At 75.7% G+C, this 22,085-nt stretch carries 23 protein-coding genes; 5 read left to right on the top strand and 18 right to left on the bottom strand.

The genetic code is table 11. The features are described 5' to 3' along the window. Positions 1-12 precede the first annotated feature (12 nt). The gene (gene menD, locus O2V61_RS13175; protein ID WP_269183757.1) at positions 13-1,755 is read right to left on the bottom strand and encodes a 2-succinyl-5-enolpyruvyl-6-hydroxy-3-cyclohexene-1-carboxylic-acid synthase; all 1,743 of its coding nucleotides are present in this window, start codon (positions 1,753-1,755) and stop codon (positions 13-15) included. Next, positions 1,752-2,714 carry an o-succinylbenzoate synthase gene (locus O2V61_RS13170; protein ID WP_269183756.1) on the bottom strand — a complete coding sequence of 321 codons (963 nt, stop codon included), beginning with the start codon at positions 2,712-2,714 and terminating at the stop codon, positions 1,752-1,754. Before O2V61_RS13170 ends, menD begins: the two co-directional genes overlap by 4 nt. Positions 2,715-2,849: 135 nt before the next feature. On the opposite strand from O2V61_RS13170, the gene O2V61_RS13165 reads away from it, so the two are divergent. Genes O2V61_RS13165 through O2V61_RS13150 form a run of 4 tightly spaced genes read left to right on the top strand, consistent with a single transcriptional unit; the run spans position 2,850 to position 6,224 of the window. Continuing rightward, positions 2,850-3,551, top strand: coding sequence for a CDP-alcohol phosphatidyltransferase family protein (locus tag O2V61_RS13165; protein ID WP_269183755.1), 702 nt, complete (start codon positions 2,850-2,852; stop codon positions 3,549-3,551). Further along, positions 3,544-4,101 carry a hypothetical protein gene (locus O2V61_RS13160; protein WP_269183754.1) on the top strand — a complete coding sequence of 186 codons (558 nt, stop codon included), beginning with the start codon at positions 3,544-3,546 and terminating at the stop codon, positions 4,099-4,101. The genes O2V61_RS13165 and O2V61_RS13160 overlap by 8 nt, the downstream gene beginning before the upstream one ends. 27 nt (positions 4,102-4,128) lie before the next feature. Further along, positions 4,129-5,355 carry an AMP-binding enzyme gene (locus O2V61_RS13155; RefSeq protein ID WP_269183753.1) on the top strand — a complete coding sequence of 409 codons (1,227 nt, stop codon included), beginning with the start codon at positions 4,129-4,131 and terminating at the stop codon, positions 5,353-5,355. Next, on the top strand, positions 5,355-6,224 hold the full coding sequence (locus tag O2V61_RS13150) for a 1,4-dihydroxy-2-naphthoate polyprenyltransferase (protein ID WP_269183751.1): 870 nt from the start codon (positions 5,355-5,357) through the stop codon (positions 6,222-6,224). The genes O2V61_RS13155 and O2V61_RS13150 overlap by 1 nt, the downstream gene beginning before the upstream one ends. Before the next feature lie 58 nt (positions 6,225-6,282). Here O2V61_RS13150 and O2V61_RS13145 read toward each other — a convergent pair whose 3' ends face one another. Both O2V61_RS13145 and O2V61_RS13140 read right to left on the bottom strand, forming a co-directional pair. After that, a complete protein-coding gene (locus O2V61_RS13145) occupies positions 6,283-6,606 on the bottom strand; it encodes a DUF4229 domain-containing protein (RefSeq protein WP_269183750.1) in 324 nt (107 codons plus the stop codon). Next, positions 6,599-7,111 (bottom strand): Lrp/AsnC family transcriptional regulator, encoded by a 513-nt coding sequence (locus O2V61_RS13140; RefSeq protein ID WP_269183749.1) that lies wholly within the window; start codon positions 7,109-7,111, stop codon positions 6,599-6,601. Before O2V61_RS13140 ends, O2V61_RS13145 begins: the two co-directional genes overlap by 8 nt. Before the next feature lie 54 nt (positions 7,112-7,165). On the opposite strand from O2V61_RS13140, the gene O2V61_RS13135 reads away from it, so the two are divergent. Continuing rightward, entirely contained in the window at positions 7,166-7,420 is a 255-nt protein-coding gene (locus tag O2V61_RS13135; protein WP_269183748.1) for a hypothetical protein, read from the top strand. A gap of 91 nt (positions 7,421-7,511) precedes the next feature. Here O2V61_RS13135 and O2V61_RS13130 read toward each other — a convergent pair whose 3' ends face one another. From O2V61_RS13130 to O2V61_RS13065, 14 genes are all read right to left on the bottom strand, one after another. Next, the gene (locus O2V61_RS13130; protein ID WP_269183747.1) at positions 7,512-7,943 is read right to left on the bottom strand and encodes a hypothetical protein; all 432 of its coding nucleotides are present in this window, start codon (positions 7,941-7,943) and stop codon (positions 7,512-7,514) included. A 150-nt stretch (positions 7,944-8,093) separates the two neighbouring features. Then, positions 8,094-9,050: a c-type cytochrome biogenesis protein CcsB gene (gene ccsB, locus O2V61_RS13125; RefSeq protein WP_269183746.1), complete on the bottom strand. Its 957-nt coding sequence runs from the start codon at positions 9,048-9,050 to the stop codon at positions 8,094-8,096. Continuing rightward, positions 9,047-10,699: a cytochrome c biogenesis protein ResB gene (gene resB, locus O2V61_RS13120; RefSeq protein ID WP_269183745.1), complete on the bottom strand. Its 1,653-nt coding sequence runs from the start codon at positions 10,697-10,699 to the stop codon at positions 9,047-9,049. Before resB ends, ccsB begins: the two co-directional genes overlap by 4 nt. Next, positions 10,696-11,565, bottom strand: a complete 870-nt coding sequence (locus O2V61_RS13115) for a cytochrome c biogenesis CcdA family protein (protein ID WP_269183744.1) — start codon at positions 11,563-11,565, stop codon at positions 10,696-10,698. The genes resB and O2V61_RS13115 overlap by 4 nt, the downstream gene beginning before the upstream one ends. A gap of 3 nt (positions 11,566-11,568) precedes the next feature. After that, a complete protein-coding gene (locus tag O2V61_RS13110; protein ID WP_269183743.1) occupies positions 11,569-12,144 on the bottom strand; it encodes a TlpA family protein disulfide reductase in 576 nt (191 codons plus the stop codon). Then, positions 12,137-12,784 (bottom strand): histidine phosphatase family protein, encoded by a 648-nt coding sequence (locus tag O2V61_RS13105; RefSeq protein WP_269183742.1) that lies wholly within the window; start codon positions 12,782-12,784, stop codon positions 12,137-12,139. Before O2V61_RS13105 ends, O2V61_RS13110 begins: the two co-directional genes overlap by 8 nt. Next, positions 12,781-14,145 (bottom strand): glutamate-1-semialdehyde 2,1-aminomutase, encoded by a 1,365-nt coding sequence (gene hemL, locus O2V61_RS13100; RefSeq protein ID WP_269183741.1) that lies wholly within the window; start codon positions 14,143-14,145, stop codon positions 12,781-12,783. Before hemL ends, O2V61_RS13105 begins: the two co-directional genes overlap by 4 nt. Positions 14,146-14,225: 80 nt before the next feature. Next, positions 14,226-15,227 (bottom strand): porphobilinogen synthase, encoded by a 1,002-nt coding sequence (gene hemB / locus O2V61_RS13095; protein WP_269183740.1) that lies wholly within the window; start codon positions 15,225-15,227, stop codon positions 14,226-14,228. Next, positions 15,224-16,783, bottom strand: coding sequence for a uroporphyrinogen-III synthase (locus O2V61_RS13090; RefSeq protein ID WP_269183739.1), 1,560 nt, complete (start codon positions 16,781-16,783; stop codon positions 15,224-15,226). Before O2V61_RS13090 ends, hemB begins: the two co-directional genes overlap by 4 nt. 88 nt (positions 16,784-16,871) lie before the next feature. Beyond that, positions 16,872-17,810, bottom strand: coding sequence for a hydroxymethylbilane synthase (gene hemC, locus O2V61_RS13085; protein ID WP_269183738.1), 939 nt, complete (start codon positions 17,808-17,810; stop codon positions 16,872-16,874). Continuing rightward, a complete protein-coding gene (locus O2V61_RS13080) occupies positions 17,807-19,225 on the bottom strand; it encodes a glutamyl-tRNA reductase (protein ID WP_269183737.1) in 1,419 nt (472 codons plus the stop codon). The genes hemC and O2V61_RS13080 overlap by 4 nt, the downstream gene beginning before the upstream one ends. After that, positions 19,222-19,911 carry a redox-sensing transcriptional repressor Rex gene (locus O2V61_RS13075; protein ID WP_269159084.1) on the bottom strand — a complete coding sequence of 230 codons (690 nt, stop codon included), beginning with the start codon at positions 19,909-19,911 and terminating at the stop codon, positions 19,222-19,224. Before O2V61_RS13075 ends, O2V61_RS13080 begins: the two co-directional genes overlap by 4 nt. Positions 19,912-20,164: 253 nt before the next feature. Further along, positions 20,165-20,425, bottom strand: coding sequence for a glutaredoxin family protein (locus O2V61_RS13070; protein WP_269159083.1), 261 nt, complete (start codon positions 20,423-20,425; stop codon positions 20,165-20,167). Then, complete coding sequence (locus tag O2V61_RS13065; RefSeq protein ID WP_269183736.1) at positions 20,418-22,046, bottom strand: AMP-binding protein; 1,629 nt, start codon at positions 22,044-22,046, stop codon at positions 20,418-20,420. Before O2V61_RS13065 ends, O2V61_RS13070 begins: the two co-directional genes overlap by 8 nt. Positions 22,047-22,085 lie beyond the last annotated feature (39 nt).

The following is a 22,085-nucleotide window of genomic DNA, read 5'->3' as shown; positions in this document are numbered from 1 at the left end:
CGCTCCGTCCAGCTAGCCGAGCGCGGTGACCGCGGCCGCGCGCAGCCGGGTGGAGAGGGCCGCCTCGGCGGCGGCGTCGGTGCGGACGACGACCACCCGCGGCCCGCCCGCGCCGAGCGCGGCGACCAGCTGCGTCGGGTCGCTGACCGCGGTCGCCGCCCAGCCGAGCGAGCGCGCCACCGCCACCAGGTCCCGGCCGTGCGGGGTGCCGAACACCCGCCGGTAGCTGGCGGCGTACTGCGGCTGCCCCGGCTCGAGCTGGGCGAAGATGCCGCCTCCGTCGTTGTCCGGGACGACGACGGTCAGGTCCGGCCGGGGCTCGCCCGCCCCGGGCAGCAGCCCGGTCAGGTCGTGCAGGAACGTCAGGTCGCCCATCAGCGCGAACGCCGGCCCGCCGCCGGCGCCCTGGTGTGCGAGCGCGGCCCCGATCGCAGTGGAGATGGTGCCGTCGATGCCGGCGACCCCGCGGTTGGCCAGCACGGTGAGCCCCGGCCGCGGGACGGCGACCCGGTCGACGTCCCGCACCGGCGTGGAGGAGCCGAGCACCAGCAGCGCACCGGCCGGCAGCGCCGCCACCAGGTCCCGGGCGAGCCGGGGCGCGGTCAGCCCACCCGTGGGGGCGTCCAGTTCGGCGTCGACCGCCGCCCCGACCTGCCGGGCGGCCTGCGCCCACTGGGCCGCCCACTCCCCGCTCGCCTGCGGCCCGGGATCGCGCAGCGCCAGGGCCGGGTCGAGCCGGGCACTGCCGACGACGGCGCTGCCCCGGCCCGCGTCGGCCCAGCGCGGCGTGGGCGCGTACGTCTCCACGGTGACCGCCGGGTCGCCCAGCAGCGCGTTGACCGGCCGGGAGAGCGTGGGCCGGCCGATGACGACCACCCGGTCGGGCCGGTGCGCAGCCAGCCAGTCCGGGGCTCCCAGCAGCAGCGCCGACCCGCGCAGCGCGCCCGTCGCCCCCCAGGCGCCGCTGCTGGGCTCGGCCAGCACCGGCCAGCCCCGCTGGTCGGCGACGACGGCGGCGGCCCGCCCGATCGCGGACGGGGCGTCCCCGGCGACCAGCAGGGTGCGACCGGCCGGCGCGCCGTCGGCCAGCGTCGCGGTCCGCACCCCGTCCTCGGCCGGGACCGCCCAGGGCGCACCGTCGGGGCGCCCGGCGAACTCACCCGAGGGCAGCGCCGGCTGCTGGCCGGTGCCGCTGTCGTCGGGCATGAGCGGCTCGCGCAGCGCCAGGTTCAGGTGCACCGGGCCGGGGTCGCCGGACAGCGAGCCGCGGGCCACGAGCAGCGCCTTGGCGACGACCGACCGCCAGTACCGGTTCTGCGCCGCCTCCCGCCCCGGTTCGGGCACCCCGACGTCCAGTGCCCAGCGCACCGCGCCGCCGTAGAGGCCGACCTGGCCGATCGTCTGGTTCGCACCGGTGGCGCGCAGCTCCGGCGGGCGGTCCGCGGTCAGCGCCAGCAGCGGCACCCCGCTCTCGTGCGCCTCGAGCACCGCCGCGTGCAGGTGGGCGGTCGCCGTCCCGGAGGTGGTGAGCACCGGCACCGGCCGCCCACTGGCCTTCGCCAGCCCGAGGGCGAGGAAGGCCGCCGTCCGCTCGTCGATCCGCACGTGCAGCCGCAACCGGCCCGCGGTCTCGGCGTCGGCCAGCGCGAGCGCCACCGGCGCGGAGCGGGACCCGGGGGCGAGCACCGCGTCGGTGACCCCACCGCGGACCAGCTCGTCCACGAGCACCCGGGCGAAGGCGGTGGCCGGGTTCACGGTGCCGTCACCGCGGCCAGCCGGTCGCGCCAGCGCTGCTCGACCGCCGGGTCGGCCGCGGTCTCGGCCAGCCGGTCGGGCTCCGGACGGCGCACCGGCAGCGCCCCGTCGACCGGCAGCAGCGGCTCACCGGTGACGTCGGCGGTGAAGAGCGCGACGGTGGCCAGCCCGCACGCGAAGGGCAGCTCCGGCAGCGCGGCGGCCAGGGCGACCCCGGCGGCGATCCCGACCGAGCTCTCCAGCGCCGAGGAGACGACGCACGGCAGCCCGTGCGCCTCCGCGACCGCCAGGGCCGCCCGCACCCCGCCCAACGGCTGCACCTTCAGCACCACCACGTCGGCGGCCTCGCGCAGGTCGACCGCCCGCGGGTCGGCGGCGCGGCGGACGACCTCGTCGGCGGCGACCCGCACGTCGACCCGCCGGCGCACGGCGGCCAGCTCGGCGATCGTGGCGCAGGGCTGCTCGGCGTACTCCAGGCCGACCCGGTCCAGCGCGCGCAGCCGGGCCACCGCGGTGTCGACGTCCCAGGCGGCGTTGGCGTCCACCCGGATCGCCCCGGCCGGCCCGAGCGCGTCCCGCACGGCCTCCACCCGGGCCAGGTCGTCGGCGGCGGACTGGCCGGGCTCGGCGACCTTCACCTTGGCGGTGGCGCACCCCGACGCGGTCACGATGGCGTGCGCCCGCTCCGGCCCCACCGCCGGCACCGTGACGTTGACCGGCACGGTGTCCCGCACCGGCTCGGGCCAGCCGAGGACGGCGGCCTCGTGCGCCGCGGCCCACCAGCGGCGGCTCTCGGCGACGTCGTAGTCCCAGAACGGGGAGAACTCCCCCCAGCCGGCCGGACCGCGCACGAGCACCCCGTCGCGGACGTCGATGCCGCGGAACCGGGTGCGCAGCGGCACCGACCAGACGTGCACCTCCAGCGCCGTCGCGGCGGCGTCGGGAGGGGCGGTGACCACGGCCGACAGCGTAGGCGGGGCGCCGGGACACCCGGGCGCGGTCCTGGTGCGCGGGTCAACCGCCCCCTAGCGTGCAGTCGCAGCGCCGCCCCGCCGACCGGAGGGCCGGCGCACCCGAGACCCGGAGGTCCCCTCGTGGCCCACTCGACGGTTGCACGGACCGTCTCCGTCGACCGCACCCCCCGCCGACCCGGGCTGCCGGTGCGGTGCGGCGTGCGCGGCTGCGCCTGCGAGGACCCCCGCCAGCTGCTCAACGCCGCCAACCTGGTCACCGTCGTCCGCACGCTGGCCTCGCTGGCGCTGGTGACCACCGCCGCCGTCCAGGAGTCCTGGCCGTGGCTGCTGGCCGCCTACCTGACCTACTGGATCGGCGACTCCGCCGACGGCAACGTCGCCCGGTGGCGGGACCAGGAGACCCGCTTCGGTGCGGTGTTCGACGTGGTCTGCGACCGGGTCAACTGCATCAGCTGCGCCCTCGTGCTGCTGATGTTCATCGACGCCCCGTGGCCGGTGGCGGTCTTCCTGTTCCAGTTCGTCGTGGTCGACCTGCCGCTGACCCTGCTGCCGATGCGCTGGCCGGTGCTCTCGCCGAACTACTTCTTCCTCGTCGACCGGCTGGCCTGGACGTTGAACTGGCACGTGGTCGCCAAGGTCACCAACACGACCCTGCTCGTGCTGCTGCTGGTGTTCGTGCCCGACCAGCGGGTGGCCCTCGTCGCCGCCTCGGTGGTGCTGGTGATCAAGGTCTGGTCGCTGGGTCGGGTGCTGCGGCTGCCCCGGCCGGTCGACCTGGTGCACGTCGAGCAGCCGACCTCGGGCGCCGCCGCCCGTGCCTGACGCCGGCACGATCGGCCTGATCGCGCTCGGCCTGGTGGTCGGCGCGGTCTCGGCCGTCACGCCGTTCCTGCCGGTGGAGGCCTACGTGATCGGCCTGGCGGTGACCCGCTCCCCCACCGTCGCCGTCGCCGGGGCGGTGGCGGCAGCGGTCGGCCAGACCGTGGGCAAGGTGCTGCTCTTCTCCGCGGCCCGGGGGGCGACCAGCTCCCGCTGGCTGGAGCGGCTGCGCGAGCGCGGGGCGGCGGAGGCGGCCGCCATCGCCGCCGCCGAGGCCGCTGGGGAGCCACCCCCGGGCGGGCCGGTGACGCGGGCGCTCCGGCCGGTCAGCCGCTGGCTGAAGCGGGTCAACGCCCGGGGCGTCGCGCTGCTGTCCGGCCGCTGGGGACCGGGGGTGGTGCTGCTCAGCGGTTCGGTGGGCATCCCGCCGCTGCTGGCGATCGCCTTCTACGCCGGGACGTCGAAGATGAGCCTGCGGGCCTTCGTGGTGACCTGCCTGGTCGGCCGCGCGATCCGGTTCGTCGTCCTGGCACTGGTGCCCGACCTGTTCTGAGCGCGGGCCGCCGTAGCCTGACTCCTCGTGCACCGCCAGCTGACCCTCGTGGCCGCGCCGCCGCCCGAGGCGGCCGCGGCGGTGCTCGACACCGTCTGGCCGGCGTTGCGGTCCAGCCTGGACGGCGACCGGCCGCTGGCCGTGCTGCCCGCCGGCACCGGGCCGGCCGACGCCGCCCGCGCCGTGCTCCGCCCCGACGAGCCGCTGGAGCCCGGCACCGACCTCGTGGTGGTCACCTCCGGGTCGACCGGTGCGGGCAAGGGCGTGCTCCTCTCCGCGACGGCGCTGCGTGCCTCGGCGGCCGCCACCGCCGACCGGCTCGGTGGCCCCGGCAGCTGGCTGCTGGCACTGCCGACCTCGGCCATCGGCGGGCTGCAGGTGCTGGTGCGCAGCGCGCTGGCCGGCCGCGAGCCGGTGGTGCTGAGCCGCGGCGAGGCCCTGGTGGCCGCCGCCACCCGACTGCCCGCCGGGGACCGCCGGTACATCTCACTGGTGCCCACCCAGCTGCGCCGGTACCTCGCCGACGAGCCGGACGCGCTGGCGTCCTTCGACGCCGTGCTCCTCGGGGGCGCCGCCGCCGACCCGGGCCTGCTGGACGACGCCCGGGCCGCCGGGGTGCGGGTGCGCACGACCTACGGCATGAGCGAGACCGCCGGTGGCTGCGTCTACGACGGCGCACCACTGGAGGGCGTGGGCGCACGGGTCACCGAGCAGGGGATCGAGCTGTCCGGGCCGATGCTGGCGCTGGGCTACCGGCTCGACGTCGGGGCGACCGCTGCGGCGTTCACCGCCGACCCGGATGGCGTCCGCTGGTTCCGCACCCGGGACGCCGGTGCGTGGCAGGTCGGCGCCTGCCAGGCCTCCGCGCCGCTGTCCGGGAAGACGCTGGCGCAGTCCGGCAGGCTGGTCGTGCACGGCCGGCTGGACGACGTGGTGATCAGCGGCGGGGTCAACGTCTCCCCCCAGGCGGTGGAGGCGGTGCTGCGTGAGCACCCGTCGGTCGCCGACGCCGTGGTGACCGGGCTGCCCGACCCGGAGTGGGGGCAGCGGGTGGTCGCCGCCGTCGTCGCCGCGCCGGGCGCCGTCCCCGACCTGGCCGAGCTGCGCCCCTGGGTCGCCGCCCGGCTGGGCGCGGCCGCCGCACCCCGCGAACTGAGCGTCGTCGACGCCGTGCCCACCCTGCACACCGGCAAGCCCGACCGCCTGGCCGTCGCCCGCACCCTGATGTCACACACGCCGAGAGGAACCGACTGATGGCGACCCCCGCCCAGTGGCTGGAGGGCGCCCGCCCCCGCACCCTGCCCGCCGCCCTCGCCCCGGTGCTGGTCGGCACTGGCGCCGCGGCCGCGCTCGACGGGTTCCGGCTGGTGCCGGCGCTGCTGGCGCTGGTCGTCGCGCTCGCCCTGCAGGTGGCGGTCAACTACGCCAACGACTACTCCGACGGCAAGCGCGGCACCGACGCCGACCGGGTCGGCCCGATGCGCCTGGTCGGCTCCGGCGCGGCCACACCCCGCCAGGTGCTGACCGCAGCGATGGCGTCCTTCGCGGTCGCGGCGGTGGCCGGCCTGGCGCTCGCGGCGGTGTCCAGCTGGTGGCTGGTCGCCGTCGGCGCGGTGAGCATCCTGGCTGCCTGGACCTACACCGGCGGGCCGATCCCCTACGGCTACCGGGCACTCGGCGAGGTCTTCGTCTTCGTCTTCTTCGGCCTGGTCGCCGTGGTGGGGACGACGTTCGCCCAGACCGAGTCGTTGGACGGGCTCGCGTTCGCCGCCGCGGTGCCGATCGGGCTGCTCTCGACGGCGCTGCTGGTGGTCAACAACCTGCGTGACGTGCACGGGGACGCCGCCGTCGGCAAGCGGACCCTCGCTGTGCTGCTCGGCGAGGCCCGCACCCGGGTGTTCTACGCCGGGCTGCTGGCCGGCGCCTTCCTCGTCATCGCCGGCATCGGGATCGTCCGGCCGTGGGCGCTGCTGGGCCTGCTGGCCGCCCCGTTGGCGGTCCCGCCGGCGCGCCTCGTGCTGGGCGGCGGCCGCGGGCCGACGCTGATCGGCGCGCTGAAGGCCACCGGGCAGCTCACCCTCGTCACCGGTGTCCTGCTCGCCCTCGGCCTCGCCCTCAGCTGAGGCCCCGCTGCAGGGGCCCGCCCCGAGCGGAGCGAGGGGTGGGGGGCAGCGGGGTCCTTCAACCGTCGTCGGCGGCGGAGCCGCGGAGCTCGGCCCGCAGCTGCTCCTTGCGGACGTTGCGGGCCACCAGGGCGGTGGTCAGCTGCTGGCGCACCCCACCGAGCACGAGGTAGGACACCGGCATCGCCAGCAGCACCCCGAACAGGAAGCCGGGGGCGCCGGGCAGCCCGAGCACCCACAGCAGCCCGATCAGCGCGGCGGCGATGGCCAGCCGCGCGAGGGTGTAGATCGCCAGCCACGTGGCGACCCCGCCCCGGCTCGGCGTCCCCTCGTCGGTGCCGCCGGGGACCGACGCCCCGCCGGTCCTCATCTGCTCAGCCACGACGGCCCTCCCACTTGGTCGACAGCACCACGGTCGTCCGGGTGCGTGCGACGCCCCGGATCCTGTTCAACGCACTGATGGTGTCCTCGAGTGCCCGGATGTCGGGGACCCGCACCTTGAGGACGTACCCCTCACTGCCGGCCACCCGCCAACAGTCCTCCACCGACGCCAGCTCCGCCATCGCCTCTTCCAGGCCGGTGTCGTCGACCTGGTCGCTCTCGATCACCCCGACCAGGGCCGTGACCCCGAGCCCGACGGAGGCCGGGTCGACCACGGCCTGGTAGCCGGTGATGACGCCGGCGGCCTCCAGCTTCCCGACCCGCTCGTGCACCGAGGGGGCGGAGAGCCCGACCTGCCGGGCGAGCTCGGCGTAGCTGGCCCGGCCGTTGGCCCGCAGCAGGCTGATCAGCTGCTCGTCGACTGCGTCGATGTCGCCCTCCGGCTCCTCGGGTGCCCGCCCGCGGGGCGCTGGCGCAGGGCCCTGCCCGGTCGGGCAGGAGATCACCGGGTCCGAGTATCGCCGCGGTCGTACATTGGTGGTGATGAGGGGGGTGGCCCGATGGTCTTCCTGGTGATGTTGGTGATCGCGGTGGCCGTGGTCGTACTGGTGATGCGCGCCGCGTCGGCGCAGGACGGTGGCCGAGGGGGGTCCGGCGGCATCGGTCGTCCGGAGCGTCCGACACGCGGGCCCCGCCCGCCCCGGGCCCAGCGGCCCACCCGGCCGGTGGCCCCCGACGACGACCCGGAGTTCCTGCGCGAGCTCGAGCGGCGGGCGCAGCGAGCCCAGCGGGACGACGGGACGACGGCCGCCTGAGCTGACCCGCGGGTCGCCTGGCCCGCTCCCCGACACACGACGAGTCGCCGCCCCTCCGGGGTCGGCGACTCGTCGCTTCCCTGCTCCCTGCTCAGGCGGCGTTGCTGCCCGACGGCGTGGGTGGCACCGCGGAACCGCCACCGAACCACCGTCGCCAGCCGAACCGGCGCCTGGACGGTCCTCCGTCCCGAGCCGCCGGGGCCACCGGCAGCGCAGCCACAGCCGTGTCGGTCACCGTGACGTCGGTGGCTGCAGTCCCGACGGCCGAGGTGTCCTGGCCCCTGGTGTCCTCCGGATCGGTGTCCGCTGCCGTGGTGTCCGCCGGCGTGGTGTCCGCCGGCCACCCGAGACCGGAGCCCTCGCCGGGCTCACCGGGCCAGCCCAGGCCACCGTCCTGCTCGCCCTCGGACCGGTCGGGCGCGGGACGCGGCTGGGGCGGCTCCACCGACGCCGCCCGCTGCGACAGCGCGGCAGCGACGATCGGGTCGACGCGCGCACGACTCCCGGCCGAGTGCCTACCCACGGTGAGCTCCACCGCTCTCAGTCATGCGGTCAGGATGCCATGGACCAGGCCCTGCGGCGGGAGATGGCGTGCGCTGACCGCCCCGTCTCACTCGAAGGTGACGGTGGGTGACCGGCCGTTCAGCTCAGCACCCACCACGCCCGGGCAGGGTCAGACGCCGCCGTAGCTGTGCAGGCCGGTCGACACCAGGTTGACGAAGAGCAGGTTGAAGATCATCACCGCGAGGCCGACGATGTTGATCCACGCCGAGGGACGCCCCCGCCAACCGGCCGTGGTGCGCGCGTGCAGGTAGGCGGCGTACACGATCCAGGCGATGAACGCCCAGGTCTCCTTCGGGTCCCAGCCCCAGAACCGACCCCAGGCGCTCTCCGCCCAGATCGCGCCGGCGATGACCGCGAAGGTCCAGATCGGGAAGCCGAACACGGCGGTGCGGTGCGCGGTGCGGTCCAGCGCCGCCGCCGTGGGCAACCGGTCCAGCAGCGACGGTGCGGCCGTGCCGGCACCGGCCGCGACCGTGGCGTCCCGCCGGGTGCGCACCAGGTACAGCACGCTGGCGATGCCGCTGACGAAGAAGATGCCGAAGCCGATGGTGGCGGTGCTGACGTGGATCGCCAGCCAGCTCGACCGCAGGGCAGCGACCAGCGGGCCGGCCTCGGCGTAGAGGAACAGCCCGATGAGCACCATCGACAGCACGACCGGCGCCAGCAGGAAGACGCCGATGTGCCGCAGGGACGGCGCCCGCACGGCGAGCACCAGGTAGGCCACGACCGCCACCAGCACCACCGCGGTGGCGAACTCGTACATGTTGCCCCAGGGCAACCGGTCGGTGGCCATGCCGCGGGCGACCAGCACCCCGGCGTGGGTGAGCGCACCCAGCCCGGTCAGCACCATCCCGACCAGACCCAGCCGGCGCGCCCCCGCGGGCTCCGCCGCCGGTGTCTCGGCCGACGGCACCGCGGGCCCGCCGGCGGCCACGAGCTCCCTGCTGGACTGCCGCGACCGGCCGAAGGCCAGCTCGGCGCAGAACGCGACCACGGCCAGCGAGTACAGCCCGACGCTGACGGAGAACAGCGTGTCGGACAGTGCGGCCAGCGACTCGTCGATCACGACGGCGGTGCCTCCTCATCGGGTGCCGGCCCGCGTCCACGGACCGGTGGGGTGTTCGCCGGGGCCTCCGCACGGGTGGCCAGAGCTTCCTGCACGTCCTCGGTGAACGAGGCGAAGCGGGGACCGGTGTCAGCGCTGCCCCGGGTCAACGAGCCGATCGACAGCACCGTACCCCCGCCGTCCGGAGCGGGGCCGGAGCGGGCGAACACCCGCTCCCGACGCACCAGCAGCATGCCCAGCAGGCCGACCAGGACGGCGATCGACGCCCCCAGGACCCACACCTGACCGGGGTCGTGCGAGACCTGCAGCGCCGCGAACTCCTTCAGGCCGCTGAAGGTGACCACGGTGCCGTCGGGCAGGGTGGTCGACTCCCCCACGGCGAGGTTCGTCCGGGCCTCCCGGGTCAGCAGACCGCGGTCGATCTGGTCCCGGTCCAGCGCGTAGACCGACTGGGGCACGCCGGAGTCCAGCCCCAGGTAGCCGGTGTAGACGTCGATGCCGACCTTCGGGTCCAGCGGCCGCGGGTCGATCGAGGTGAGGAAACCGGCCTCCAGCACGCCGGTGGGGGCCAGGAACCCCTCGATCGCCAGCTGCTCGGTCGAGCCGGCGCCCAGGTCGGGCACCTTCAGCACGCCCTGGCTGAGCATCGTGCCCAGGTCGGCGGGGAGGAAGGGCGCGGACAGGTCGGTGAACGTCTGACCGTCCGGGCGGGTGATGCTGAAGACGGGGCTGAAACCGTGCCCGGTGACGTAGACCCGGTCCCCACCCACCCGCAGCGGGTCGTTGACCCCGATCGTGGTGCTCACCGGGTCGGCGCCGTCCAGCTCCCAGCTGATGTCCGCGGTGTAGGAGGCGGCGGTGAGGTTCTCCTCGTACCGCGCCTCGAAGTCGTCGAGGTCCACGCACAGCGCCGAGAGGTCCTCGCCGTCGACCAGCGGCCCGGACCGGTGGGTGTCGTACTGCTGGAACGCGTTGCAGAAGCCCTGGCCCTCGGTCACCAGGATGCTGCCCTCGTAGCCCCACAGCTTGCCGCCGGCCAGGCCGAGCAGCAGCGCCAGCAGCGAGAGGTGGAACAGCACGTTGCCGGTCTCCCGGAGGTACCCCTTCTCCGCCGACACCTCCGGGCCGGATCGACCCTGCCGGCGGACCACGCGGAAGCGGCGGACCCGCAGCTCCTCCTCCACCACGTCCAGCGCGGCCGGGGCCGGCAGCGAGGTGGTCAGTGCCGCCGACTCCGGCAGCCGCTGCAGGTGCCGGGGCGCGCTCGGCGGCGGGGTGAACAGGGAGCGGCCGTGCTCGATCGCCCGCGGCACGACGCAGCCGATCAGCGAGATGAACAGCAGCAGGTAGATCGCGGCGAACCACGGCGAGCTGAAGACGTCGAAGAGGTAGAGGCGGTCCAGCCAGGGTCCGAGCGTGGGGTACTCGGCGAGGTAGCCGGCCACGTCGCTCTGCGAGAGCGAGCGCTGCGGCAGCAGCGAACCCGGGATCGCCGCGAGGGCGAGCAGGAACAGCAGCATCAGCGCGGTGCGCATCGCGGTCAGCTGCCGCCACCAGCGCAGCAGCCTGCCCAGCACCCGGCGGCCGGCCGAGGGTGGGGACGGCGGGCTGGCCGGCGCGGCGGCGCGCGGTGGGGCGGTCGTCGTCACAGCGGGGCCGACTCGGCCAGTCCGGTGGCGGCCAGCCAGCCGCGCAGCCAGATCATCAGCTCGGTCCAGGCGCCGGTGACCAGCATCAGGCCGACCCCGATGAGCACGATCCCGCCGACCCGGGTGACCGTGCGGGCGTTGCGGCGCAGGAACGACATCGCCCCCACGGCCCAGCGGGCGCCCAGGGCCACGAGCACGAACGGCACGCCGAGCCCGAGGCAGTAGGCGAGCCCCAGGAACGCACCACGCCCCACGGTCGCCTCGGTGAAGGCCAGGCTCTGCACCGCCTGCAGGGTCGGGCCCAGGCACGGGGTCCAGCCCAGGCCGAAGACCACACCGAGCAGCGGCGCGCCGGCCAGGCCGACCGCCGGGCGGGCGTTGATCCGGGCGGTGCGCTGCAGGAACGGCAGCCACCCCAGGAAGCCCAGCCCCACCACGATGGTGACCAGGCCCATCACCCGGGTGATCACGTCGTTGTACTCCAGCAGCAGCCGGCCCAGCCCGCCGAAGGCGCTGCTGATCGCCACGAAGACCACCGTGAAGCCGAGCACGAACAACACCGAGCCGAGCACCATCCGGCCCCGCGAGGCCCGCTCGTCGACCGGCTGGACGGCGGTGGCCACCGACGATCCGGAGGCCACACCCGCCGAGGGCCCGCCCGCCGCCGGTCCGCCCACCGGGGCCGTGCCGGCCGGAGCCGGTGTCCGTGGGGCGCTGCCCACCAGTCCGGTGACGTAGGAGAGGTAGCCGGGGACCAGCGGCAGGACGCAGGGCGAGGCGAAGCTGATCAGCCCGGCCAGCGCCGCCACCGCGGCGGCGACCAGCAGCGGCCCGTCACCGATCAGCTCCCTGATGGCCTCCACCATGGGTCAGGCCTCCCCGGTCAGCTGGGTGATCACGGTGCGCAGGTCGTCCTGGTGCACAGCACCGGTGTACACCGCTGCGACGCGACCGTCTCGGTCCAGCACGATCGTCGAGGGGATCGCGCTGGCCGGGTAGTCGCGGAACGCCAGGGCCACCTCACCGCGCGGGTCGTGCAGCGAGGGGAAGGTGATCCCCTTGCTGTCCACGAAGGCCGTGGCCAGCTGCTCGGTGTCCTTGACGTTGAGGCCCAGGAACTGGACGCCGTCGTCCCGGACCTCGGTGTAGACCTCCTGGAACTCGGGGCTCTCCACCCGGCAGGGCGCGCACCAGGAGCCCCAGAAGTTGAGCACCGCGACGTCCCCGGCGAGCTCCGCGGAGCGGAAGTCCCCGCCGCCGAGCAGCGTGCCGGAGAACTCGGGCGCGCTGGCCCGTTCGCCCTCGGGGATGACCTCGGCGTCCGGCGTCGCCGCCTCGAAACGGAACTCGCCGCCGTTGGTCACGTCGACCGCGTCCTCCCCGGCGCTGCAGCCGGCGGTGAGCGCGGCGGCCACCGCCAGCGCGGCAGCCAGTCGGCTACGCACCGGGCACCGCATCGGGGTCGGTGGCCCCGGCCGGCTCGGCGTACTCCAGCCGCACCAACCGGTCGCCGTCGTAGGTGAGCGAGGTGACGCTGGCCAGCCCGCACTCCCGGCGACGCGGGTCGTGCAGGTAGCGGCGGCCCTCCAGGTGCAGCCGCACCGTCCAGACCGGCAGCTGGTGGCTGACGCAGACGGCGGCGTGCCCACGGGCGGCGTCCCGGGCGGTGTCGATCGCGCCGAGCATCCGCGCGGCGATCTCCCGGTACGGCTCGCCCCACGACGGCGTCCACGGGTTGCGCAGCCGCCACCAGTTGCCCGGGTGCCGCATCGCCCCGTCACCGACACCGAACGTCTTGCCCTCGAAGGAGTTGCCCGCCTCGATCAGCCGCTCGTCCGTGGCGATCTCCAGCCCCAGCGTGTCCGCGATGGGGCGCGCGGTCTGCTGCGCCCGTTCCAGCGGGCTGGCGACCAGGTGCGTGACGTCGCGGTCGGCGAACCAGGTGGCCGCGGTGCGGGCCATGCCCTCACCGGCCTCGCTCAGCCGGTAGCCGGGCAGCCGGCCGTAGAGCACGCCGGCCGGGTTGTGCACCTCGCCGTGCCGCATCAGGTGGACGACGGTGGTCTCGCTCGCACGCTCGCTCACGGCTGCAGCTCCAGGGTGTCCTTCGCCTCGGGCGAGGCGGCGCCGCCGGCAGCGGCCGCGGCGGCCGACGCGGCGGCGGGCAGCGCGGCCAGCACGTGGTCGAGCGCCTCGTCGTCCAGGGCGGCGCTGACGAACCACGCCTCGAACGCCGAGGGCGGCAGGTAGACCCCGCGGGCGAGCATGGCGTGGAAGAAGGCGGTGTGCGCGGCGACGTCCTGGCTGCGGGCGTCGTCGTAGTCGCGCACCTGGCGCTCGTCGGGCAAGAAGAAGACCGAGAACATCGAGCCGGCCTGCTGCACCCGGTGCGGCACCCCGGCGGCGAACAGCGCCGCGCTGGCAGCACCCCGCAGCAGGGCGGCGACCGAGTCGCACCGCTCGTAGACCTCGTCGGTGCACAGCCGCAGGGTGGTCAGCCCGGCCGCCACCGCGACGGGGTTCCCGGCCAGCGTGCCCGCCTGGTAGACCGGCCCGGACGGGGCCAGCTGGTCCATCACGTCGGCGCGGCCACCGAACGCCGCGGCCGGCATGCCGCCGCCCATGACCTTCCCGAAGGTGAACAGGTCGGCGTCCACCGGGTCCAGGCCGTACCAACCGGCCCCGGAGACACGGAACCCGGTCATCACCTCGTCGACCAGCAGCAGCGCACCCGCAGCGGCGGTGATCCGGCGGAGGTGGCCGTTGAAGCCGTCCAGCGGTGGGACGACGCCCATGTTCCCGGCGGCCGCCTCGGTGACCACACAGGCGATCTGGTCGCCGCGCTCGGCGAAGACCGCCTCGACCGCGGCGACGTCGTTGTAGGGCAGCACGATCGTGTCGGCCGCCGCGCCCGTGGTCACGCCCGGGGTGTCCGGGAGGCCGAGGGTCGCGACGCCGGACCCGGCCGAGGCCAGCAGGGCGTCGACGTGCCCGTGGTAGCAGCCGGCGAACTTCACGACCAGCGGCCGGCCGGTGTACCCGCGGGCCAGCCGCACCGCGGAGAGGACCGCCTCGGTGCCGGAGTTCACCAGCCGCACCCGTTCGACCGGGGCCACCCGCGCGACGATCTCCTCCGCCAGCTCCGCCTCGGCGGCGGTGGGGGTGCCGAAGGTGAACCCGTTGCGGGCCGCGGCCGTGACGGCGGCGACCACCTCCGGGTGCGCGTGCCCCAGGATCATCGGGCCCCAGGAGGCCACCAGGTCCACGTAGCGGCGGCCGTCGACGTCGGTGAGCCACGGACCCGAGCCCGAGGCCATGAACCGCGGGGTGCCCCCCACGGCCTTGAACGCGCGCACCGGGGAGTTCACGCCCCCGGGCGTCACCCGGCCGGCCCGCTCGAACAGCTCTGCCGACACCGGGGCCTCGTACGGGTAGGGCTCAGTCACGGTCCCACTCTCCCAGGCGCGGCTGTGTCCGCGCCGCCCGCAGGGGGGACGGTGAGCAGCGCCACTCTCAGCCCGACTCGCTACCGGCGCAGCCAGCGGGCGGCCTCGACCGCCCAGTAGGTGAGCACCGAGCCCGCGCCCGCCCGTCGGATCGCGGTGAGCGTCTCCAGGACCGCCCGCTCGCGGTCGATCCAGCCGTTCGCCGCAGCCGCCTCGACCATCGCGTACTCACCGCTCACCTGGTAGGCGCTGACCGGCACGTCGACGGCGTCGGCCACCCGGGCGACGATGTCCAGGTAGGGCCCGGCCGGCTTGACCATCACCGCGTCGGCGCCCTCGGCGATGTCCTGCGCCACCTCGCGCAGCGCCTCGTCGGTGTTCGGCGGGTCCATCTGGTAGGTCGAGCGGTCGCCGAACTGCGGTGCACCCTCGGCCGCCTCGCGGAAGGGCCCGTAGAAGCCGGAGGCGTACTTGGCGGCGTAGGCCAGGATCGGCGTCCCGGTGAACGCGGCACTGTCCAGCCCGGCCCGGATCGCCGCGACCTGGCCGTCCATCATCCCGCTGGGGGCGATCACGTGCGCCCCGGCCTGGGCCTGGGCGATCGCCACGGCGGCGTACCGGTCCAGCGTGGGGTCGTTGTCGACGACGCCCGCCGGGGTGACCACACCGCAGTGCCCGTGGTCGGTGTACTCGCAGAGGCACAGGTCGGCCATCAGCACCAGCTCGTCACCGAGGTCGGCGCGCAGCTGCTGCAGGGCGACGTTGACGATCCCGTCGGCGGCGTCGGCCTGTGAGCCGACGGCGTCCTTCTCTGCCGGGATGCCGAACAGCATCAGCCCGCTGATCCCGACCTCGGCCGCCTCGGCGGCGGCCTTCCGCAGCGACTCGGGGCTGTGCTGGACGACGCCGGGCATGGAGCTGATCGGCACCGGCTCGCTGATGCCCTGCTTGACGAACACCGGCAGCACCAGGTCGGCCGGGGCCAGCCGGGTCTGCGCCGTCCACCGGCGCATCGCCGGCGTCGAGCGCAGCCGACGACCCCGGGCGAACCCGGGGTTCGTGCCGCCCTGGCCGGAGGTCACGGGGTCGCCCCGGCCTCCGCCTCGGCCCGGCGGGCCTCGGCGAACGCGGCGAGCGCGTCGACGAGCGGGCCGACGGCCGCGGTCTCCGGCTGCACGTCCACCCGCAGGCCGAACTCGGTGGCGCTGGCCGCGGTGGCCGGGCCGATCACCGAGACGACGGTGCGGGCGTGCGGCTTGCCGGCGATGCCGACCAGGTTGCGCACGGTCGAGGAGGAGGTGAAGCAGACCGCGTCGAAGCCGCCGCCCTTGATCGCCTCCCGCACCGCGGCCGGCGGCGGGGCCGCCCGCACGGTGCGGTAGGCGGTGACGTCGTCGATCTCCCAGCCGCGCTCCTTGAGCCCGGCCGCCAGGGTCTCGGTGGCGATGTCGGCCCGGGGCAGCAGCACCCGGTCGATCGGGTCGAAGACGTCGTCGTAGGGCGGGAAGTCGGCCAGCAGGCCCTCGCTGGACTGCTCGCCGCTGGGCACCAGCTCCGGGACGATGCCGAACTCGCGCACCGCGTCGGCGGTCTGCTGCCCGACGCAGGCGACCTTGACCCCGGCGAAGGCGCGGGCGTCCAGGCCGAGCTCGGTGAACTTCTCGCGCACCGCGCGGACCGCGTTGGTCGAGGTGAAGACGATCCAGCCGTAGCGGCCGGTGACCAGGCCCTTGACCGCGCGGTCCATCTGCGCGGGGCTGCGGGGCGGCTCGACGGCGATCGTCGGCACCTCCACCGGCACGGCCCCGTAGGCGCGCAGCCGCTCGCTCATGTCGCCGGCCTGCTCCTTGGTGCGCGGCACCAGCACCCGCCAGCCGAACAGCGGGCGGCTCTCCCACCAGGAGAGCTTGGCGCGCTTGTCGACCACGGAGCCGACGGTGACGACCACCGGACCGGCCAGGCTGTCCAGCCCGGCGGACTTCTCGGCGACCGCGGACAGCTTGGCGGCGACGCTCTTCTGCGCCGTCCCGGTGCCCTGGGTGGTGACGACGACCGGGGTGTTGCCGGACAGGCCGCCCTCGACCAGGCCGGCCGCCGCGGTGGCCACCTGGTCGGCGTTGGCCTGCAGCACCAGCGGGCTGCCGGTGCCGGTCGCGGCGGCGGCGAGCGCCGCCATGTCGACCGGACCGTCGGCGGTGCGGAGGTCGGCCTGCACCGAGCTGGCACCCAGCGGGACGCCGGCGTAGGCGGGCACGGCGGTGCCGATCGCGACGCCCGGGACGACGTCGAACGCGACGCTGGTGCGGGTGACCGCCAGCGCCTCCTTGACCACGGCGTCGCTGGTGAACGGGTCACCGGCGATCAGCCGGACGACGACGCTGCCGTTCTTGGCCGCGGCCACCGCGGACTTGGCCACCTCGGCCGGCTCGCCGCTGACCGTGGTCAGCTCGAGGTCCGGGTGCGCCTCCAGCAGCGCCTCGCGGACGGCGGCGGACACCTCGGGGTCGGCCAGCACCGTGTCGGCGCCGGCGATCGCGGCGCTGGCCCGGACGGTGAGCAGCTCCGGGTCGCCGGGACCGGCGCCCACGAAGACCACCGTGCCCTTGCCGTTGCCGTTCTGCTTGCGTGAGCGCGTCATCGCGTGCTCCTGTTCCTGCCCCCGGAGGGGGTCGCTGCGGGTGGTACGGGACGGATGGGGCGGGGGGCGTGGCCCCCGCGGGAGGAGGTCACCGGCTGGCTGCCATCAGGGCAGCCGCGCCGCGGTCCAGCAGCTCGGCGGCCAGCTGACGCCCCAGGGACTCGGCCGCGTCGGCTGGGCCGGTGATCGAGCCACGGACGCCGTCGCTGCCGTCGAGCGCGGTGACCGACGCGCGCAGGTAGAGCTCCGCGGCGCCGTCCTCGCCCTCGGCGAGCTCGGCGTGCGCGGCCACCGGTGCGCTGCAGCCGGCCTCCAGGGCGGCGAGCACCGCGCGCTCGGCGGCCACGCAGTCCCGAGCGGCGGGGTCGTCCAGCACGGCGAGCAGCTCCCGGACGCGGGTGTCGTCACTGCGGCACTCCACGGCGAGGGCGCCCTGCGCCGGCGCGGAGAGCACCTGGATGGGGTCGAGCACCTCGGTGACCGCCGACAGCCGGTCCAGCCGGGCCAGCCCGGCACGCGCCAGCACGACGGCGTCCAGGTCCCCGGAGGTGACCCGGCCCATCCGGGTGTCGACGTTCCCGCGGATCGGCACGACCTCCAGGCCGAGGCCGAGGGCGCGCAGCTGGGCCATCCGCCGGGGTGCACCGGTGCCGACGCGGGAGCCGGCGGGCAGCTCGCCGAGGGTGAGGCCGTCGCGGGCGACGAGCGCGTCGCGCGGGTCCTCGCGCGGCGGGACGGCGGCCACGGTCAGGCCCGGGGCCGGCGCGGTCGGCAGGTCCTTGAAGCTGTGCACGGCGAGGTCCACGGTGCGCTGCAGCAGGGCGTCGCGCAGCGCGGTGACGAACACGCCGGTGCCGCCGAGCAGGGTGATCGCCTCGGTCGACCGGTCGCCGTAGGTGCTCACGTGCACCAGCTCGACCGGCACGCCCGTCGCGGCGGTGAGCGCGTCGGCGACGTGCTGGGACTGGGTGAGCGCCAGCTGGCTCGCCCGGGTGCCCAGCCGCAGCGGCTGTTCCGGAGCGGTCATGCCGCACCGCCGGGGCGACCGTCGCTGGTGACGTCGATCCGCGGGTCCAGGGCCGACAGCGGGGTGCCGGCCGGCAGCTCCGGGTCGACGGTGACCGCATCGGAGAGGCTGGTGCGCTCCCCGTCCGTGGCGCCGGACAGCCCCAGGCCGAACAGCGCGCGCAGGGCGTCGGCGTAGTCGGTGCCGCCGGGGGCGCCCGCCAGCTCCTTCACCCGCACGGTGGGCTCGTGCAGCAGCTTGTCGACCACCCGGCGCACGGTGCGGGCGATCTCGCTGCGCGCCTTGGCGTCCAGGTCGGGCAGTCGGGTGGAGAGCCGGAGCAGCTCGGCGTCGACCACCTCGGCGGCCTGGCTGCGCAGCGCGGAGACGGTCGGGGCCACCGCGGCGGCCTGCCGCTCGGCGCGCAGCAGCGAGGTCTCCAGCTCGACCAGGGCGTGCGCGGCGGCGATGTCGTCGGCGGCGACGGAACCGGCCACCGGCTGGCCGGGGTGCGCCGCGCGCTCGCCCTGCAGCATCGCCAGGTCCACCACGTGCACGCCGGGCAGGGCGGCGACCGCGGCGTCGACGTCGCGTGGGAGGGCCAGGTCGACGATCACCAGGGGCCGGCCGTGCCGGCCGGTGAGCGCCTCCTCGACCAGGTCGGTCCCGATGACGGTGCCGGTCGCGCCCGTGCAGGTGACCAGGACGTCGGCCGCGGCCAGCTCGTCGGGCAGCCGCGCCAGGTCGGCCTGCCGGCCGCCGATCGTGTCGGCCAGCCGGGCGGCGCTCGCCGGCGTCCGGCTGCTGACCGTGACCGCCGCGCCCCGCCGGGCCAGGGTGGTCGCCGCCAGGGCGCCCATCGACCCCGCTCCGACCACCAGCGCCGGGCGGCCGCTGAGCTCACCGAGGGTCTCGGAGACCCGGTCCAGGGCGACCGAGACCAGGGAGGCGCCGGCCCGGTCGATGCCGGTCTCGGCGTGCACGCGCTTGCCCACGCGCAGCGCCCGCTGGGCGATCGGGTGGAGCTCGCGCCCGACCGTGCCCTCCTCCTGGGCGAGGGCGTAGGCGGCACGCAGCTGCCCGAGCACCTGGGTCTCCCCGACCACCATCGAGTCCAGGCCCGCGGCGACGGTGCACAGGTGCCCGATCGCCTGGTCCTCGTAGTAGACGGTGACGTACGGAGAGAGCTCCTCCACCGTGGCGCCGGCGTGCCGGGCGAGCACCCGGCTCACGTCGGTGATGCCGCCGTGGAAGCGGTCGACCTCGGCGAACACCTCGATCCGGTTGCAGGTGGCCAGCACGATGGCCTCGGAGACGTGGTCGCTCTCGACCAGCTCGTGGAGGGTCTTGACCTTGTCGTCGCCGGTCATGCTGACCTGCTCGAGCAGGGCGACCGGCGCGGTCTGGTGGCTGATGCCGACGGCGAGCAGGCTCATCGGGCACTCCCCTGGGCAGCGCGCAGCGGGGCCACCAGCGGCGGCGTGCCGTGGCGCTGCTGGTCCAGGAAGGCCAGCACCTGCAGCTCCACGGACAGGTCGACCTTGCGGACGTCGACACCCGCAGGCACCGTCAACGCCACCGGCGCGAAGTTCAAGATGCTCCTCACCCCGACCGAGACGAGTCGGTCGCAGACCGACTGGGCCACCTCGGCTGGTGTCGTGATGACCCCGATGGTCGCCTGGGTCTCGGCGACGACGGCCTCCAGCTCCGCGACCGGGCGGACCGGGAGGCCCCCGACCCGGCGCCCGACGGCCGCGGGGTCGGTGTCCAGCAGGCCGACGAACTCGAAGCCCCGGCTGGCGAAACCGGCGTAGTCGGCCAGCGCCGACCCCAGCCGGCCGATCCCGATCAGCACGCAGGGGCGGGAGCGCTCCCCGCCGAGGGCGTCGGTGAGCCGGTCCCGCAGGCCCGCGACCGAGTAGCCGACCCCGCGGACGCCGCACGGACCGAGGTAGGACAGGTCCTTGCGCAGACCGGCGGGGTTCACCCCGGCCGCCGAGGCCAGCTCGCCGGAGGAGACGTGACTGCGGCCGCCGTCGGCGAGACCGGCCAGCACCCTCAGGTACACGGCCAGCCGGGCAACGGTGGCCTCCGGGATGATCCGGGGCCGCGACTGGGGCACGGGCAGACTCCACAGCGATCCGAACGCACTCCCGGCCGGGCCGGGGACGATCGGGGGGACTCAGACACTTCAGGGCAGACGGGCGCATCGGCACCCGGCAAACGCCACGGTAACCGCTTGTGAACGCCTGAACAAAGTCGTCGGGAGCATCGCCGCAGGTGGTGGGCCCCTGCTGTGTCGAGGACCACGCCTGCGCACACCCGGACGGGTGCCCGCCGCCGACGACGTCCCACCCGTCGTGGGACCACCCGGATCAGCTGGGGGCGGGGATCCCCAGGTCGCGGCGCAGCCGGGGGACGTCGACGGTGAAGTGGCTGTGCTCCCGGCCGTCCAGCAGCACCACCGGCACCCGGTCGCCGTACTCGATCCGCAGCTCCGGGTCGGTGTCGACGTCGACCAGCGTGACGCCCAAGCCCGCTTCCCCGCCGATCCGGGTGAGCGTCTCCGCGGCGATGACGCACAGGTGGCAGCCCTCGCGGGTCAGCAGCTGCAGCCGGGGCGCCGGCTCAGTCATCGGACGACCCCGCCGCGGCCGACGGCTCGGCGTCCGCCGCTGCCGCAGCCCGCTCCAGCCCGAGCTCGCGCAGCCGGGCCCGGCTGACCTTGCCGGCCAGGGAGTGCGGCAGCTCGGGGACGAAGTGCACGGCCACCGGGACCTTGAACCGGGCCAGCGACCGGGCGGCGTGCTCGCGCAGCTCCGCCTCGGTCACCTCCGCACCGGGGGTGCGGACGACGACGGCGTGCACCGCCTCGCCGCTGCGCTGGTCGGGCACGCCGATCACCGCGCTCTCGGCCACCCCCGGGTGCTCGCACAGCACCCGCTCCACCTCACCCGGGTAGACGTTGAACCCGCTGACCAGCACCAGGTCCCGGCGCCGGTCGACCAGCTTGAGGTCGCCCTGGACGTCGCGGTAGGCGATGTCGCCGGTGAGCAGCCAGCCCTCGGCGTCCGGGCCGTCGGCCCCGTCGGGCCAGTAGCCGCCGAACAGGTTGGGGCCGCGGACGCAGATCTCCCCGGTCTCCCCGTCGACGTCCTCGTCGCCGAACGGGTCACCGAACACGTCGGCCCGCACCCGGTTGCCCGGGTCCGGGCCCGCGGTCGGCCCGCCGGCGGTGTCGCGCAGCACGAGCTCCACGCCGGGCAGCGGACCGCCGATGCACTCCGGCTTCGGGCGCCCGGTGGCCAGCGTGCTGGCCAGCACCGGGGCGGCCTCGGTGAGCCCGTACCCCTCCCAGACGGTGACCGCGGCGCGGGTGCGCAGCGCCTCGAACAGCGCGCCCGGCATCGGGGCGGCGCCGCAGCTGGCCGTCCGGACGGCGGCGAACCCGCGGCGGAGCACGGCGTCGCTGCCGGCCGCGTCGGCCACCGCCAGCCAGGCGGCGTACATCGGCGGGGCACCCGGCACCGCCGACACCTCCTCGGCGGCCATCAGGGCCAGGGACGCCGCCGGGTCGAACTCGTCCAGCAGCACCGCGCAGGCGCCGGTGGCCGCCACCAGCCCCCAGCCGCTGTTGAAGCCGTAGACGTGGAACAGCGGGAGGGCCAGCAGCACCCGGTCACCGGTGCGCACCGGCGGCGGCTCCAGCGCCAGGCACTGCTGCTGGTTGGCCAGCAGGGCGGCATGGGTCAGCATCGCGCCGCGTGGGTGGCCGGTGGTGCCGCTGGTGTAGGCCAGCAGCGCCAGCGCGCCCGGGTCGTCCGCCTCGGCCGGCGGCGGGCCGTCGGCCGTCGGGGGCCCGACGCACACCGGGACGCCGGCCAGGTCCGACCGGTCCCCGGCCACGACGAGCAGCCGGGCACCGGAGTCGGTGAGCAGGTGGGTCACCTCCGGGTCGGTGTAGGCGGTGTTGACCGGGACGACGACCAGCCCGCTCCGCAGCGCACCCATCACCGCGACCACCCAGTCGACCCCGTTGGGCAGCTGCACCGCGACCCGCTCACCGGTGTCCAGCCCGCGCTCGACGTACCCCGCGGCCGCCCGGTCGACCAGTGCGTCGAGCTCCGACCAGGTCAGCCGCCGCTCGCCGTGGACCAGCGCCGGGGCGTCACCGTGGAGCGCGGCCGCACGACGCACGAGCGCAGCGAGGGAGCGCACCTCGCCGTCCGGCTCGTGCGGTGCTGGGTCGACCGGCACGACGGACCTCCGCAGGGGGCAGCCGCCGTCTCGGACGGC

The organism is Modestobacter sp. VKM Ac-2985 (assembly GCF_026967925.1).
Lineage (GTDB): Bacteria > Actinomycetota > Actinomycetes > Mycobacteriales > Geodermatophilaceae > Modestobacter.
The sequence above is the reverse complement of the archived record's forward strand: the minus strand, read 5'-3'. Positions and strand labels throughout refer to the sequence as shown.